This is a genomic window from Variovorax ginsengisoli (assembly GCF_030811835.1).
GTDB classification, from domain to species: domain Bacteria; phylum Pseudomonadota; class Gammaproteobacteria; order Burkholderiales; family Burkholderiaceae_C; genus Variovorax; species Variovorax ginsengisoli_C.
Map to the genome: position 1 here is coordinate 144,482 of NZ_JAUSRO010000005.1, position 13,797 is coordinate 158,278.

A 13,797-nucleotide genomic window follows, 5' to 3' on the forward strand; every position below is an offset into this window, starting at 1 on the left:
CTCAGGCCAGCTCGCCCGACTGCACGCGGCCGACGCCCTGGGCCGTCATCTGCGCCCAGGCCGCGGCGAGCGAACCGTTCAGGTCGATCGCACGCGTGGCGTCCTCGATCACGTAAGCCGCGAAGCCGTGCTTGCGCGCATCGAGCGCGGTCCAGGCCACGCAGAAGTCGGTGGCCAGGCCGGTCACATAGACCGTGTCGATGCCACGCGCCCGCAGGTAGCCCGCCAGGCCGGTCGAGGTCTGGCGGTCGGCCTCCTCGAAGGCCGAGTAGCTGTCGATGCCGGGATGAAAGCCCTTGCGGATGATGAGCTGCGCCGTCGGCAGATGCAGGTCGGCGTGCAGCGCCGCATCGTGCGTGCCCTGCACGCAATGGTCGGGCCACAGCACCTGTGGGCCGTAATGCAGCGTCGCCAGGTCATAGGGCTTGCGGCCCGCGTGGCTGCTGGCGAAGGACGCATGCCCGGCCGGGTGCCAGTCCTGGGTGATCACGATGTTCTCGAAGGCCGGCGCCAGGCGGTTGATGACCGGCACCACGGCGGCGCCGTCCACCACGGGCAGACCGCCGCCTTCGATGAAGCCGTTCTGTACGTCCACCACGATCAGCGCGACATGGGCGGGAAAGGTGCGCATTCACGGTCTCCTGGTCATACCGAAAGATAGGCCCGGCGCACTTCGTCGTTGGCCGAGAGTTCGGCCATGCTGGCCTGGTAGCGGATCTGCCCCTTCTCCAGCACGTAGGCACGGTCGGACACCAGCTCGGCGAAATGCATGTTCTGCTCGGACAGCAGGATGCTCACGCCCTGCGCCTTGAGCTCCAGGATCATCTGGGCCATCTGCTCGACGATGACGGGCGCCACACCTTCGGAGGGCTCGTCGAGCAGCACCAGGTACGGGTTGCCCATCAGCGTGCGGGCCACGGTGAGCATCTGCTGCTCGCCGCCGCTCATGCGGCCACCCGGGCGCTGGGGCATCTCGCCCAGGTTGGGAAAGAGCTTGAAGAGCCGCTCGGGTGTCCACAGCGGCGCATCGGTGCCGTCGGCCCAGCGCCGCGCGGGCTGCCGGCCGACCTCGAGGTTCTCCATGACCGTGAGGTCGGTGAACACGCGCCGGTCTTCGGGCACGAAGCCCAGGCCCATGCGCGCGGCCACGTGCGGCTCGCTGCGCGAGATGTCCTGGCCGAGAAAGCGAACGCTCCCCCGGCGCTTGGAAAGCATGCCGATCAGCGTCTTGAGCGTGGTCGACTTGCCCGCGCCGTTGCGGCCCATGAGCGCCACGACTTCGCCGCGGCGCACCTCCAGGTCGACGTCGTAGAGGATCTGCGCAGCGCCGTACCAGGCGCACAGCGACTTGGCTTCGAGGAGTGTGTCGGTCATGTCGCGGCCTCCTTGTTTTCGAATGTCTTGCCGCTGCCGAAGTACACCTCCTGCACCTTCGGGTGGTCGCGTATCTCCAGGGGCTTGCCCTGCGCGATCAGCCGGCCACGGGCCAGCACGATCATGCGGTCGGCATAGGCGAACACCACGTCCATGCTGTGCTCGGTGAAGAGCACGGCCATTCCGCGCTGGACGACGAGCTCCTTGGTCAGTGCCATGAGCGAGTTGCGTTCCTGGGGCGCCATGCCCGCCGTGGGCTCGTCCATCAGCAGCAGCTTCGGGCTGTTGGCCATGGCGATGGCCAGTTCGACGCGCTTGACGTCGCCATAGGCCAGCACGCTGCAGGGCCGGTCCGCCTGGCGCTGCATGCCGACCTGGTCGAGCAGCTGCAGGGCGTCGTCGCGCCGGTAGTCGGCCGCACGGCGCCAGGTCGAGAACAGCTTGCCGTCGTGCGAGAGCAAGGCCATCTGCACGTTCTCCACCACGGTGAGCGACGCGAAGGTTTCCGCGATCTGGAAGGTGCGGCCCACGCCACGGCGCCAGATCTCGCGCGGCCTGCGGCCCACGAGTTCCTCGCCGTCGAACAGGATCGAACCCTGGTCGGCCTTGAGCTGCCCATTGACCATGTTGAAGGTGGTCGACTTGCCCGCGCCGTTGGGCCCGATGAGCGCCAGCAGCTCGCCGGCGGCCAGCTCGAAGCTGATGCCGTCGACGGCCTTCACGCCGCCGAACGACTTGCCCAGGTTGTTGACTTGCAGCAGGCTCATGCCTTCGTTTCCTTCGCGCCACCGCGCACGCGGTCGAACAGTTGCTTGGCAAAGCCGGCGATGCCCTGCGGGAACAGCAGCACCAGGATCAGGATGATGGCGCCGAGCATCGCGCGCCAGTAGTCGGTGTTGCGCGCCACCGTGTCGTGCAGCCAGGTGAAGGTGACCGCACCGACCACCGGACCGGCCAGTGTCTGGATGCCGCCCAGCAGCACCATCACCAGCCCGTCGACCGACTTGCCCACCGCCATGCTCTCGGGCGAGATGCTGCCCTTGGAAAACGCATAGAGCGCACCGGCCAGGCCGGCCACGCCACCCGCGATCACGAAGGCAGCCCATTGCATGCGCTTGACGTCGATGCCGATCGCATCCGCGCGCAGCACCGAGTCGCGCCCGGCCCGCAGCGCATAGCCGAAGGGCGAGAACAGCACGCGGCGCAGCCACATCACGCCCGCGCCCACCAGCACCAGCGTGAGCACGTAGTAGACGCGCTTGTCCGACAGCCATTCCGAGGGCCACACGCCGGTCAGCCCGTTGCTGCCACCGGTGAACGCGTCCCACTGGTAGGTCACGGCCCAGGTGATCTGCGCGAAGGCCAGCGTGAGCATGGCCAGGTACACCCCCGACAGCCGCACGGCGAACCAGCCGTAGACGAAGGCGCCGAGCGCTGCCACGAAAGGTGCGACCACGAGCGCCGCTTCCATCGGCATGCCACTCGCACGCACCAGCAACGCCGCGCCATAGGCGCCGAGCCCGAAGTACGCTGCGTGGCCGAAGGAATGCATGCCGGCCGGACCCATGATGAAGTGCAGGCTGGCTGCAAACAGGGCCGCGATCAGCAGGTCGATGGCCAGCACCATGGTGTAGGGCGAGTCGGCCGTGAGCCACGGCAGCGCGACCAGCACCAGACCGAACAGCGCGGCGGCCACGAGGTAGGTGCGACTTGCCCGACGCAGCGGCTCTTCCTGCATGCCCACGTAACGGCTGGGCGCCTGCGGGCGACCGAACAGGCCCCACGGACGCCACACCAGCACCACTGCCATCACGATGAAGTCCACCACCAGCGTGAGCTTCGAGAAGGAGACGCTGTAGCCGAAGATGTCGACCACACCGAGCCAGATGCAGATGGCCTTGATCTCGGCGATCAGCAGCGCAGCCGCATAGGCACCCGGAATGGAGCCCATGCCGCCCACCACCACGACCACGAAGGCCGCGCCGATGGTGTTGAGGTCCATCTCCAGCGTGGCCGGCTCGCGCGGCAGTTGCAGCGCACCGCCCAGGCCTGCGAGCATGGCGCCCAGTGCGAACACCGCCGTGAACAGCCAGGCCTGGTTGATGCCCAGCGCACTGACCATCTCGCGGTCCTGCGTGGCCGCACGCACCAGCGTTCCGAAGCGCGTGCGCGTGAGCAGCAGCCACACCAGCGCCAGCACGATGGGTCCGACCACGATCAGGAACAGGTCATAGGCCGGGAACTGGCGCCCGAGGATCAGGACCGAGCCCGACAGGCCCGGCGCGCGCGGCCCGAGCAGTTCGTCCGGCCCCCAGAGCCACAGCACGGCGTCCTTGATGACCAGCACCAGCGCAAAGGTTGCCAGCAACTGGAACAGCTCGGGCGCCTTGTAGATGCGGCGCAGCAGCACCACCTCGATGAGGGCACCCAGCACGCCCACCGAGACCGCCGCGAGCGCGAGCGCCGGCCAGAAGCCCAGGCCCGTGCCCAGCTTCTCGACCAGCGTGTAAGCGATGTAGATGCCCACCATGAAGAAGGAGCCGTGCGCGAAATTGACGATGCGCGTCACCCCGAAGATCAGCGACAACCCCGCGGCCACGAAGAACAGCGAGGACGCCCCCGCCAGCCCGTTGAGCAGCTGAACGATGAAACCGGAAAAACTCATGGTGGGCTTGCTCGGAAGGTCAGTCGGCGGCGCGCGACTTCTTGACGTCGGCGGCAGGCGGCTGGAACTTGGCGCCGTCGAAGTAGGTGTAGTCAACCATCACGCCCTTGCCGTTGTCGTTCTTCGTCTTGCCGACGAAGGCGCCCATGGTGGACTGATGGTCCTCGGCGCGGTAGGTGATCTTGCCGAAGGGCGTGTCGACCTGCAGGCCCTTGAACGCCTCGACCAGCTTGGCGCTGTCGGTGCTCTTGGCCTTGGCGATGCCGGCCGCGGCCGACTTGATCATCGAATAGCCGACCACAGAGCCCAGGCGCGGATAGTCCTTGTACTTCTCGTGGTAGGCCAGGAAGAAGGCCTTGTGTTCCGGCGTCTGGATGCCGTACCACGGGTAGCCGGTGACGATCCAGCCGTTGGGCGTTTCGTCCTTGAGCGGGTCGAGGTACTCGGGCTCGCCGGTCAGCACGCTGACCACCTCGCGGTCCTTGAACAGGCCGCGCGTGTTGCCTTCGCGCACGAACTTGGAGAGGTCGGCACCGAAGAGTACGTTGAAGATCGCGTCGGGCTTCGCATCGGCCAGCGCCTGCGCCACGCTGCCCGCATCGACCTTGCCCAGCGGCGGTGCCTGTTCGGCGACGAACTCGACGTCGGGCTGCGCCGCCTTGAGCAGCGTCTTGAATGCAGCCACGGCCGACTGGCCGTACTCGTAGTTGGGGTACACGACGGCCCAGCGCTTCTTCTTGAGCTTGACGGCCTCAGGCACCAGCATCGCGGCCTGCATGTAGGTGCCCGGGCGCAGGCGGAAGGTGTACTGGTTGCCACCCTGCCAGGTCATCTTGTCGGTCAGCGGCTCGCCGGCCAGGAAGAAGAACTTCTTCTGCTTGGCGAAGTCGGCCACGGCCAGGCCGGTGTTCGACAGGAAGGTGCCGGCGAGCACGTCGATCTTCTCGCGCGAGATCAGTTCCTCGGCCACGCGCACGGCGTCACCTGGGTTGGCGTTGTCGTCGCGCGTGATGAGTTCGATCTTCTTGCCGTTGACGCCGCCCTTGGCATTGATCTCCTCGACGGCCAGCTCCATCCCCTTCTTGTAGGGCTCGAGGAAGGCGGGCTGGGCCTTGTAGCTGTTGACCTCGCCGATCTTGATCACGCCTTGGGCATGCGCGGGCACAAGGGCGGTGGCGAGCGTGGCGAGGGCGGCTGCACTGAAGACATGACGCAAGTGATTCATCGGGAAACTCCTAGGGGACAAGAAAAGAGACGCAAAAAAAGTCAGGCGCAAGGCCGGCGCTATCGCAGGCCGTCCTGGCCCTTGACCTCGCTGTGCTGCAGGCCGCCGACGCGCGGCAGCGGTCGGCCGCTGTCGGTCACCGCCACGGCCACGACGATCTCGTTGGCGCGCGGCGCGTCGGACACGCGCGCCTCGATGGCGTCGAAATGGCTGCGAACGAAGGCCGCATCCTTGTGGCCGAGCGGCACGTCGATGGCCGTGCCCAGCGTGCCGCGCTTCTTGGCCGAGGGCACCAGCGCAGCACCCTTCTCGACCGCCACGCGCAGCGGCGCACCGAGCTTGGGATGCAGGATCGCCGCGGCATGCTCGAGCTCGCCCGCTTCACCGACGATCGCGGCCTTGCCGTAGCTCTGCGCCTGGCCGGGTTCGATGCCCAGCGCGGCCACGGCCTTCTGGCCCAGCAGCGCACCGAGCTCTTCGCCGATGGCAATCAACGCATCGAGGTTCTCGCTGTACCGACCCGCGTAGGGGTTCTCGATCACGGCGATGGCGACGGCGCGGCGCGTGGGCGGCGTGACGTCCTGGCCCATTTCCTTGCGGGTCTCGTCGACCTGGACGATGAGTTTGCGAATTTCGACAGTCATGGATGCTCCTTGGTCTCGTCGGGTCAGCGCAGGCCGTCCCATTTGGAAATGTCTTCTGCACGCAGCCCGCCCACGCGTTCGTGGATGCGGTAGCCGGTGGTCATCGCGAGGATGAACACGATCTCGTCGGCTGCAGGCGCGCCGGGCACGCGCACCTCGATCGCGTCGAACTGTCCGCGCACGTAGCTCGCATTGATGTTGGTCAGCGGCACGTCGAGCGTGGTGCCCGGCGCGCCGACCTTCTTGGTCGAGGGCACGATCGACAGCGCGTTGGCCGGCTGGCCGGTCTTGTCCTCGGCCTTGCCTTGCCGGTAGGCATCGCGATCGCCCTTCCAGCCGAGCAGCTCGCGCATCGCGTAGCCGCCGGGCACGTGCCAGAGCGCACCGTGCTCCAGCTCGCCGGCGGCGCCGACGATGGCGCCCTTGCCGTAGGTGGCGATGCGCTCGACCGGCACGTCCATGGCCGCGCGCAGGCGATGCGCCATGTCCACGCCCACGGGGTCGAGCAGCTTCATCATCGGCAGGATGTCGGGCTCGTAACGGCCGGCGAAGGGATTGGTCAGCACCACGCCGACGGCACCGCGCACCAGCGGCACCGCGGCGCGCGGACCGAACTCGTGGTGGATGTGCTCGACATGGGTGAAAACGCGACGGATATCGATCATTGAATGGCCTTGCTTTTCGTTAAGCAAATACTGAACCAACTGCATGACGGGCTGCCTGCGAAGAGAGCCTGTGCACGCCCTTGGCGCTGGAGCATAAAGGGTTCACGACCTGCCACTGGCCCTGGCACACCAGCACGGCCGACCAGATGCGGCCTTCGCCCTGCAGCGCGAGGGCGCGGGCCGCGCCCGCATCGAGTGCACGGCGCACCTGCGCGGGCGCCAGCGGCGGTACATCGACCGTCACGGGAATGTCGCCCAGGTCGCTCTGATCCTTGCATTCACTGGCCGGTCGGCGCGTGATGGCCGCGTCGACCACGTCGACCGCATTGCCGATCACCGTGGCCGCTGCATCGGCCTGGGCGGCCGTGGCGGCAAGCACCGTCACGCTGTCGGCGATGCCCAGCGAAAAACTGCGCCCGCGCCAGCCGCTGGTGGCGACGCCGCGCACGGGCATGTCGGCATGCAGCTCGAAAGCGCCATCGACCGGCAGATCGCGCCCCGGCGCCAGCGCATCGCGCACGTCGTAGTTCGCAAGGTCGGCAAAGACGCCGATGCGTGCCGATGCGCCGGGCGCCAAATGCAGCGCGATGTCGCCGCCGTTGTTGATCCACGCGCGCTCGATGCCCGGACGCTGATAGCAAGCGATGAGTTCCTGCGCCACGGCGCCCGCCACGGCCGCCATCGGCGTGATGAAGCCGGCGCGAAAGGGCGCACAGGCCTGCCACATCCGCCGCGCCACCGGGCCCTGCAGGTGGTGCAGTCCGTGCAGTCCGTGCAGCCCGTGCGCAGGGCCCACGGGCTGGCGCAGCAGTGGCAGCTCGCCCACCAGTTCGTCGAGCAGGCCCGCGAAGCGCTGCCACGCCGCTTCGTGCGCGGCGGCCACGGCAGCGGCTTCGCCGTGCGCCTCGGCCACGATGTCGATCGGGCCGTGGTGCCAGTGCCAGCGATGGCCGTCGAGCGGCGTGCGTTGGGCGGACATGGCGCAGCTTGCGTTCAGCCGAGCATCGGAGGTTGACCGATCGGCCACGGGTTGGCCGGGTCGATCTGCACCCACTGGCGCGCCAGGGGTGCGCCGTCGTCCTGCCACGCGCCGCGTGCCAGCGCCTGTTCCAGCGGGAAGACGTGGTCCACGTGGCCGCCGAGTGCGGCGTAGTCGTCCAGGCGCATGCTGAATTCGATGGGCGCCACGATGGCCGGCGTGGGCACCGTGCCGAAGCTGTTGTCGGGCATGCGCATGACGTCGGCCATCACCGTGATGCCACCGCCGGGCCACACATAGGCAGGCGCGCCGCCGCAGGTCACGTTGACCAGCGCGCGCTTGATGGCGCGCGTGAGCAGCACCGGGTTCTCGCTCACCCCGGCGCGCAGGCTGCCGCCCGCACCACCGAGAAAGAGCACGGTGCACAGCGACGGTTCGCAGTTCTCGCCGATGCGCTCGACGATGGCGCGCACCGCATCGGGCATGGGCTGCTCGACCGGTTGCAACGCGTCGTCGAGCACGTACCACTGCGCGTGCTCACCCGTGGTCGACGTCATGAGCAGGCGCAATCCTGGCTTGGCCACGCCCTCTTCCCAGCGCTCGATGATCGACAGCGGATCGGCGATGTCGGTGCCCCCCCAGCCATTGCCCGGATTGGCGACCTGGAAGTAGCGCCCCGGCGTCGACTTGCGCCCGCGCATCTGGATGCCCGAGCGCGGCATGTCCAGGCAGCGCCCGGCCTGGTGCTCGGTCAGCACGCCGGTGATGTGGTCGTCGACCACCACCACCTCGTCGGCCACGGCCGCGAACTGGCGTGCAAAGATGCCCACCGCGGCCGAGCCGCAGCCCACCCGCATGCGCTGCTCCTCCACGCCGTTGACGATGGGCGCCTTGCCGGCCTGGATGACCATGCTCGCACCACCGTCGATCACGCACTCCACCGGTTTCTTGTTGCCCAGCAGTTGCATCAGCTCGGCCGTCATGCGGCCTTCCTTCTTGCTGCCGCCGGTCAGGTGGTGCACGCCGCCGAGCGACAGCATCTGAGAGCCGTATTCGGCCGTGGTGACGTGGCCGACCACCTCGCCGCGGTAACGCACGTTGGCCTGTTCGGCGCCGAGGAACCGGTCGGTGTCGATCTTCACCTTGAAGCTGCAGTAGCTGAAGATGCCTTCGGTGACCACGGTCACCATGTCCACGCCCTGCGCCTTGGAAGCCACGATGAAGGGCGCAGGCTTGTAGTCGGGGTAAGTGGTGGAAGAGCCGACGCCGGTGACGAACACCTCGTCGGCGTGCAGCAGGTCGCCGTTCCAGTCGGGGTCGGCGCCCTCTGACGGTGCCTCCTGCGCACCGCTTCGTGCAAAAGGCACCAGCGCCGGCGATTCGCTGGCCACCGCGCGCCGCAGCAGCACCACCGGATCGACCCGCACCAGCACGCCGTCGCGGTTGGCGTAGCGGTCGCAAGCACCGGTGCGGCCATCGGAAATCTGGCAGAGCACCGGGCACGCATTGCATTCGACCTTGGCCGCATTCATGCGCTCGTTGCGCAATGCAGGCTTGCCCGCAGCCTCTGGCAACACGGGCATGTCCATGCCGGGAAGGCCATCTGTTTTCGTGTGTTCGGTCATCGCGGAAAATGTCGTGGTGTCACTGATTCTGGTGGCCCGGAAGATGCTTGTGATCGACCTGCTCTTTGTGTAGCATTCACTCCACTTTCATGTTGCAAACACTACATTTAAAATCAATGTAGCAAAAGCAGTGCCAACGCGCAACGGCGTTTTCATCCGGGTCGTCCCCTTCTTTTGGAAGGTGACGGCTGCAGGCGGTTGACCCGCAAGGCGGTCGTGGCAAGCTCCGGAATCAGCCGCCCGCAGCGCCCTGGCCTGCGAACCCGCTCTTATTGACTTGACTTGAACTACCGCCGACTGCCATGAGTGCCTTCAACGAAGAAACCGTCCTCTCCGTCCACCACTGGACCGACCGCCTGTTCACTTTCACGACCACGCGCGATCCGTCGCTGCGTTTCTCCAACGGCCACTTCACCATGATCGGCCTGCGCGTGAACGACAAGCCGCTGCTGCGCGCCTACAGCATCGCCAGCGCCAACTACGAGGAATACCTCGAGTTCCTGAGCATCAAGGTCGACGAAGGCCCGCTCACCTCGCGCCTGCAGTACATCCAGGTCGGCGACAAGATCATCGTGGGCCGCAAGCCCACCGGCACGCTGCTCATCGACTACACGCTGCCGGGCAAGCGCCTGTACCTGTTCGGCACGGGCACCGGCCTGGCGCCCTTCATGAGCATCATCCGCGACCCGGAGACCTACGAGAAGTTCGAGAAGGTCATCCTGGTGCACGGCGTGCGCCAGGTCGACGAACTGGCCTACCACGACCTTGTTGTCGACCACCTGCCCAAGCATGAGTTTCTGGGCGAACTGATCGAGAAGCAGCTGCTGTACTACCCGACGGTCACGCGCGAAGAGTTCCGCAACATGGGCCGCATCACCGAGCTGGTCGAAAGCGGAAAACTCACCGACGACCTCGGCCTGCCGCCGATCAACGCCGCGGAAGACCGCGTGATGCTGTGCGGCAGCCCGGGCATGCTGGTCGACTTGAAGCACATGCTGGAAGGCCGCGGCTTCAAGGAAGGCAACACGAGCACCCCCGGCGATTTCGTCGTCGAACGCGCCTTCGCTGAAAAATAAGACGATGGCCACGAGCCGAACCGCAGCCAAGCCCCAGCGCAAGACCGGCGTGCGCGAGGCCGCGGCGCAGGCCACGCGCGATGCCATCCTGAAGGCGGCCACCAAGGTGTTCGCCAAGTACGGTTATGACGGCGGCAGCGTGGAGAAAATCTCCAAGGCTGCGAAGTCCTACGACCGGATGATCTACTACTACTTCGGCAGCAAGGAAGGGCTCTTCATTGCGGTGCTCGAAGGTATTTACAGGCGCATGGACGAGGCCGAGGCTGCACTCGAACTCGACACGGGCAAGCCGGTCGAGGCGCTGACCGCGGTGATCCGCTTCGTGCTGGGCTACTACCGCCGCAATCCCGAATTCGTCACGCTCCTCAACACCGAGAACCTGCACAAGGGCCGGCACATCGCCAAGTCGCTGCGCGCGAGCGAGTACTCGTCGCGCGCCATCTCGATCGTGCAGGAGCTGATCGCCAGCGGCGCCGCCCAAGGCCTGTTCCGCGCTGATCTGGCGCCGCGCGACGTGTACCTGCTCATCACGGCGACTGGCTATTTCTACACGTCGAACCGCCACACGCTGACCGCCTTCCTCGGCGAGACGCTGGAAACCCCGGAAGCGGTCACGCACTGGGAAGATTTTGTCATCGAAACCGTCCTGCGCACCGTGCGCGCGGACGAGCCCCAAGAACGCATTTCCCCACCCCACGAGGTCTCCCCATGGCAGAAGTCGCCGCCGGCGCCAAGTCCGGCAAAGTCGTCATCAAGAACATAGGTCTGCTGCTTTCGGGCGACATCGACCGCCCCATCCTGGACGCCGACACCATCGTCGTGAACGATGGCCTGATCGTCGCGGTCGGCAAGGAAAAGGACTGCGACCTGGAAGGCGCCCAGACCGTCATCGACGCGCGCCAGACCTGCGTGGCGCCCGGCCTGATCGACAGCCACGTGCATCCGGTCTTCGGTGACTGGACGCCGCGCCAGGGCCAGATCGGCTGGATCGACTCCACCATGCACGGTGGCGTGACCACCATGATCTCGGCCGGCGAAGTGCATCTGCCGGGCCGGCCCAAGGACATCGTCGGCCTGAAGGCGCTGGCCATCACCGCACAGCGCGCCTTCGACAACTTCCGCCCCGGTGGCGTGAAGGTGCTGGCCGGTGCGCCGGTCATCGAAAAGGGCATGGTCGAGAGCGACTTCAAGGAACTCGCAGAAGCCGGCGTCGGACTGCTGGGCGAAGTCGGCCTGGGCTCGGTGAAGGCCGGCTACGAGGCCAAGGAGATGGTGGCGTGGGCGCGCAAATACGGCATCCAGAGCACCATCCACACCGGCGGCCCGTCGATTCCCGGCTCCGGCCTGATCGACAAGGACGTGGTGCTCGAAGCCGATGCCGACATCATCGGCCACATCAATGGCGGCCACACCTCGCTGCCCGAAGCACACGTGTGCGAGCTGTGCGAGAAGAGCTCGCGCGCCATCGAGATCGTGCACAACGGCAACGAGAAGGTGGCCATCGCCGCGGCCAAGGCGGCGCTGGAACTCAAGTGTCCGCACCGTGTGATCCTTGGCACTGACGGGCCCGCAGGCTCGGGCGTGCAGCCGCTGGGCATCCTGCGCATGGTGGCCATGCTGTCGAGCATCGCCAACATCCCGGCCGAACTGGTGTTCTGCTTTGCCACCGGCAACACGGCGAAGATCCGCAAACTCAATTGCGGCCTGGTCGAAGTGGGCCGCGACGCCGATTTCGTCTTCATGGACCGTGCCCAGCATTCGCCCGCGCCGGGCCTGCTCGAAAGCGTCCAGCTCGGCGACATTCCCGGCGTCGGGATGGTGATGATCGACGGGCTGGTGCGCTGTGGCCGCAGCCGGAACACGCCGCCGGCTACCGAGATTCCGGTGGTGTTGACGCACTGAAGCGCTGCGCGCTCACGCGCAAGCCTGCGGCTCCGATGCTTGCGCCTGGCCCAACGGTTTCTCGGCCGGCGTCTCGCCCCGCAGGAAGCTGAACACCGCCAGCGCCGTCAGCACAGTGACGCCCGCCAGCACGCACAACAACGTCGCGAAGGCTGCGCCGTAGGCATGCAGCAGCGCCTCGCGGCCCAGCCCTGGCAGCAGCGCCAAGGCCTGCGGCAGGTCACCGGTCGTCAGGCGCTGCGCGGCCTGCGATGCGGCCTGCGCCGTGTGCCCCGGCAGGTGGGCAAGCTGCAGCGCCACGAGCGAGGTGAGCCCGGCACCGACCAGCGCCAGCGCGATGCCCTCACCGGCCACGCGCACGGTGTTGAAGATGCCCGAGGCCATGCCGGCCCGTTCGCGCGGCACCACGCTCACTGCGAGGCCGTCCATCAGGCCCCAGGGCAGGCCGATGCCCGTGCCGATCAGCAGCAGGGGCCACACCATGGCGTGCAAGGGGGTGCCGGGCGCGCAGCGGCTGAGCCAGACGAGGCCCGCCGCGCACACCAGCAGGCCCAGCGCCGACAAGGTGCCGGCCGGATAGCGTTGGGCAAGCCAGGCCGCCAGCGTCGGCACCACCAGGATCGGCCCCGACAGCGCGAACATGAAGCCGCCCGCCTCCAGCGCACTGCGCCCTTCGAGCCCGACGAAGCGCAGCGGCAGCAGCACCAGCAGCACGACGAAGCCATAGGCCGGTGCGGCGGCCAGCAGCTGCACGCCGACGAAACGCGGGAAGCGGAAGAGCGACAGGTCGAGCATCGGATGCACGGCGCGGCGCTCGACGGCGACGAAGGCCGCGCCCATCAGCGCCGCACCGGCCAGCGCAGCGATCACCCACGGGCTGCGCCAGCCGCTGTCGGGCGCCTGCAGCACGCCGAGCGTGAGCAGGCTCAGCGCGGCGGTAAAGCTCAGGGCGCCAGGCAGATCCAGCCCCTGCGCCTGTGGGTTGCGCGACTCGCGCATGGCGGGCGCGGCGATGCCCAGCGCCAACAGGCACACCGCGCCCGGGCTCAACATCACGGCCTGCCAGCCGAAGGTCTGGGCCAGCCAGCCCGACAGCATCGCGCCGCAGGACAGTCCCACGCCGAAGGAGGTGCCGATCAGGCTGAAGGCCCGCGTGCGCGCCGCGCCGTCGAACACCTGGGCCAGCGCGGCGGTGCCGGCAGCAAATGCGGCGGCCGAACCCAGCCCCTGCAGCGCGCGCACCGCGTCGAACGCGACGATGCCCGGGGCCCACGTCAGCAGCGCGCAGCTCAGCGTCACCGCGATCAGCCCGAGCAGGAAGACGCGCTTGCGCCCCCAGGCATCGGCGAGCGCGCCGGCCGCCAGCAGCGCGGCGCCAAAGCTCAGCATGAAGGCATTGGTGATCCAGTTGAGCTGCACCGGACTGCCACCCAACGCATCGCGGATCGCGGGCAGCACCACGGCGGGGCCGGTGAAACTCAGCGGCATGCCCAGCGCCGCCAGGCAGACGGCGGCCAGCAGCCAGTTCTTGGAAACGGAAGAGGACATCGGGATGGCTTTCACACGGGAAGGGGAGGAAGGAGCACAAGATAAAAAGGATTCAATGGAATGAAAATAGCGGCCGGACTCCTCTCACTCCCAA

Annotated in this window: 13 protein-coding genes; 3 read left to right on the plus strand and 10 right to left on the minus strand. The window is 67.4% G+C overall.

The window, feature by feature from the left end:
• Position 1: 1 nt before the first annotated feature.
• Genes pncA through J2W36_RS08950 form a run of 9 tightly spaced genes read right to left on the minus strand, consistent with a single transcriptional unit; the run spans position 2 to position 9,177 of the window.
• On the minus strand, positions 2-631 hold the full coding sequence (gene pncA, locus J2W36_RS08910; RefSeq protein ID WP_307689355.1) for a bifunctional nicotinamidase/pyrazinamidase: 630 nt from the start codon (positions 629-631) through the stop codon (positions 2-4).
• A gap of 14 nt (positions 632-645) precedes the next feature.
• Positions 646-1,374 carry an ABC transporter ATP-binding protein gene (locus J2W36_RS08915; protein ID WP_307689356.1) on the minus strand — a complete coding sequence of 243 codons (729 nt, stop codon included), beginning with the start codon at positions 1,372-1,374 and terminating at the stop codon, positions 646-648.
• The gene (locus J2W36_RS08920; RefSeq protein WP_307689357.1) at positions 1,371-2,141 is read right to left on the minus strand and encodes an ABC transporter ATP-binding protein; all 771 of its coding nucleotides are present in this window, start codon (positions 2,139-2,141) and stop codon (positions 1,371-1,373) included. Before J2W36_RS08920 ends, J2W36_RS08915 begins: the two co-directional genes overlap by 4 nt.
• Complete coding sequence (locus J2W36_RS08925; protein WP_307689358.1) at positions 2,138-4,039, minus strand: ABC transporter permease; 1,902 nt, start codon at positions 4,037-4,039, stop codon at positions 2,138-2,140. Before J2W36_RS08925 ends, J2W36_RS08920 begins: the two co-directional genes overlap by 4 nt.
• Before the next feature lie 19 nt (positions 4,040-4,058).
• Complete coding sequence (locus J2W36_RS08930) at positions 4,059-5,264, minus strand: ABC transporter substrate-binding protein (protein WP_307689359.1); 1,206 nt, start codon at positions 5,262-5,264, stop codon at positions 4,059-4,061.
• 59 nt (positions 5,265-5,323) lie between these two features.
• Entirely contained in the window at positions 5,324-5,908 is a 585-nt protein-coding gene (locus J2W36_RS08935) for an amino acid synthesis family protein (protein ID WP_307689360.1), read from the minus strand.
• Positions 5,909-5,931: 23 nt separating this feature from the next.
• Positions 5,932-6,573, minus strand: coding sequence for an amino acid synthesis family protein (locus J2W36_RS08940; protein ID WP_307689361.1), 642 nt, complete (start codon positions 6,571-6,573; stop codon positions 5,932-5,934).
• 19 nt (positions 6,574-6,592) lie between these two features.
• Positions 6,593-7,552: a UPF0280 family protein gene (locus J2W36_RS08945; protein ID WP_307689362.1), complete on the minus strand. Its 960-nt coding sequence runs from the start codon at positions 7,550-7,552 to the stop codon at positions 6,593-6,595.
• Between the two features lie 14 nt (positions 7,553-7,566).
• Entirely contained in the window at positions 7,567-9,177 is a 1,611-nt protein-coding gene (locus J2W36_RS08950; protein ID WP_307689363.1) for a 6-hydroxynicotinate reductase, read from the minus strand.
• 302 nt (positions 9,178-9,479) lie between these two features.
• On the opposite strand from J2W36_RS08950, the gene J2W36_RS08955 reads away from it, so the two are divergent.
• From J2W36_RS08955 to J2W36_RS08965, 3 genes are read left to right on the plus strand one after another with little or no spacing between them, the layout of a single operon-like run.
• A complete protein-coding gene (locus J2W36_RS08955) occupies positions 9,480-10,253 on the plus strand; it encodes a ferredoxin--NADP reductase (RefSeq protein WP_307689364.1) in 774 nt (257 codons plus the stop codon).
• A 4-nt stretch (positions 10,254-10,257) separates the two neighbouring features.
• Positions 10,258-11,016, plus strand: a complete 759-nt coding sequence (locus J2W36_RS08960) for a TetR/AcrR family transcriptional regulator (protein ID WP_307689365.1) — start codon at positions 10,258-10,260, stop codon at positions 11,014-11,016.
• Entirely contained in the window at positions 10,962-12,155 is a 1,194-nt protein-coding gene (locus J2W36_RS08965; protein WP_307689366.1) for an amidohydrolase family protein, read from the plus strand. Before J2W36_RS08960 ends, J2W36_RS08965 begins: the two co-directional genes overlap by 55 nt.
• A 12-nt stretch (positions 12,156-12,167) precedes the next feature.
• On the opposite strand, the gene J2W36_RS08970 is transcribed toward J2W36_RS08965, so the two are convergent.
• Positions 12,168-13,703: an MFS transporter gene (locus J2W36_RS08970; protein WP_307689367.1), complete on the minus strand. Its 1,536-nt coding sequence runs from the start codon at positions 13,701-13,703 to the stop codon at positions 12,168-12,170.
• Positions 13,704-13,797: the final 94 nt, after the last annotated feature.

Excerpts from the sequence above, each read along its gene's own strand:
- pncA (WP_307689355.1), bottom strand. The coding sequence starts at position 631 with ATGCGCACCTTTCCCGCCCATGTCGCGCTGATCGTGGTGGACGTACAG.
- J2W36_RS08915 (WP_307689356.1), bottom strand. The coding sequence starts at position 1,374 with ATGACCGACACACTCCTCGAAGCCAAGTCGCTGTGCGCCTGGTACGGC.
- J2W36_RS08920 (WP_307689357.1), bottom strand. The coding sequence starts at position 2,141 with ATGAGCCTGCTGCAAGTCAACAACCTGGGCAAGTCGTTCGGCGGCGTG.
- J2W36_RS08925 (WP_307689358.1), bottom strand. The coding sequence starts at position 4,039 with ATGAGTTTTTCCGGTTTCATCGTTCAGCTGCTCAACGGGCTGGCGGGG.
- J2W36_RS08930 (WP_307689359.1), bottom strand. The coding sequence starts at position 5,264 with ATGAATCACTTGCGTCATGTCTTCAGTGCAGCCGCCCTCGCCACGCTC.
- J2W36_RS08935 (WP_307689360.1), bottom strand. The coding sequence starts at position 5,908 with ATGACTGTCGAAATTCGCAAACTCATCGTCCAGGTCGACGAGACCCGC.
- J2W36_RS08940 (WP_307689361.1), bottom strand. The coding sequence starts at position 6,573 with ATGATCGATATCCGTCGCGTTTTCACCCATGTCGAGCACATCCACCAC.
- J2W36_RS08945 (WP_307689362.1), bottom strand. The coding sequence starts at position 7,552 with ATGTCCGCCCAACGCACGCCGCTCGACGGCCATCGCTGGCACTGGCAC.
- J2W36_RS08950 (WP_307689363.1), bottom strand. The coding sequence starts at position 9,177 with ATGACCGAACACACGAAAACAGATGGCCTTCCCGGCATGGACATGCCC.
- J2W36_RS08955 (WP_307689364.1), top strand. The coding sequence starts at position 9,480 with ATGAGTGCCTTCAACGAAGAAACCGTCCTCTCCGTCCACCACTGGACC.
- J2W36_RS08960 (WP_307689365.1), top strand. The coding sequence starts at position 10,258 with ATGGCCACGAGCCGAACCGCAGCCAAGCCCCAGCGCAAGACCGGCGTG.
- J2W36_RS08965 (WP_307689366.1), top strand. The coding sequence starts at position 10,962 with ATGGCAGAAGTCGCCGCCGGCGCCAAGTCCGGCAAAGTCGTCATCAAG.
- J2W36_RS08970 (WP_307689367.1), bottom strand. The coding sequence starts at position 13,703 with ATGTCCTCTTCCGTTTCCAAGAACTGGCTGCTGGCCGCCGTCTGCCTG.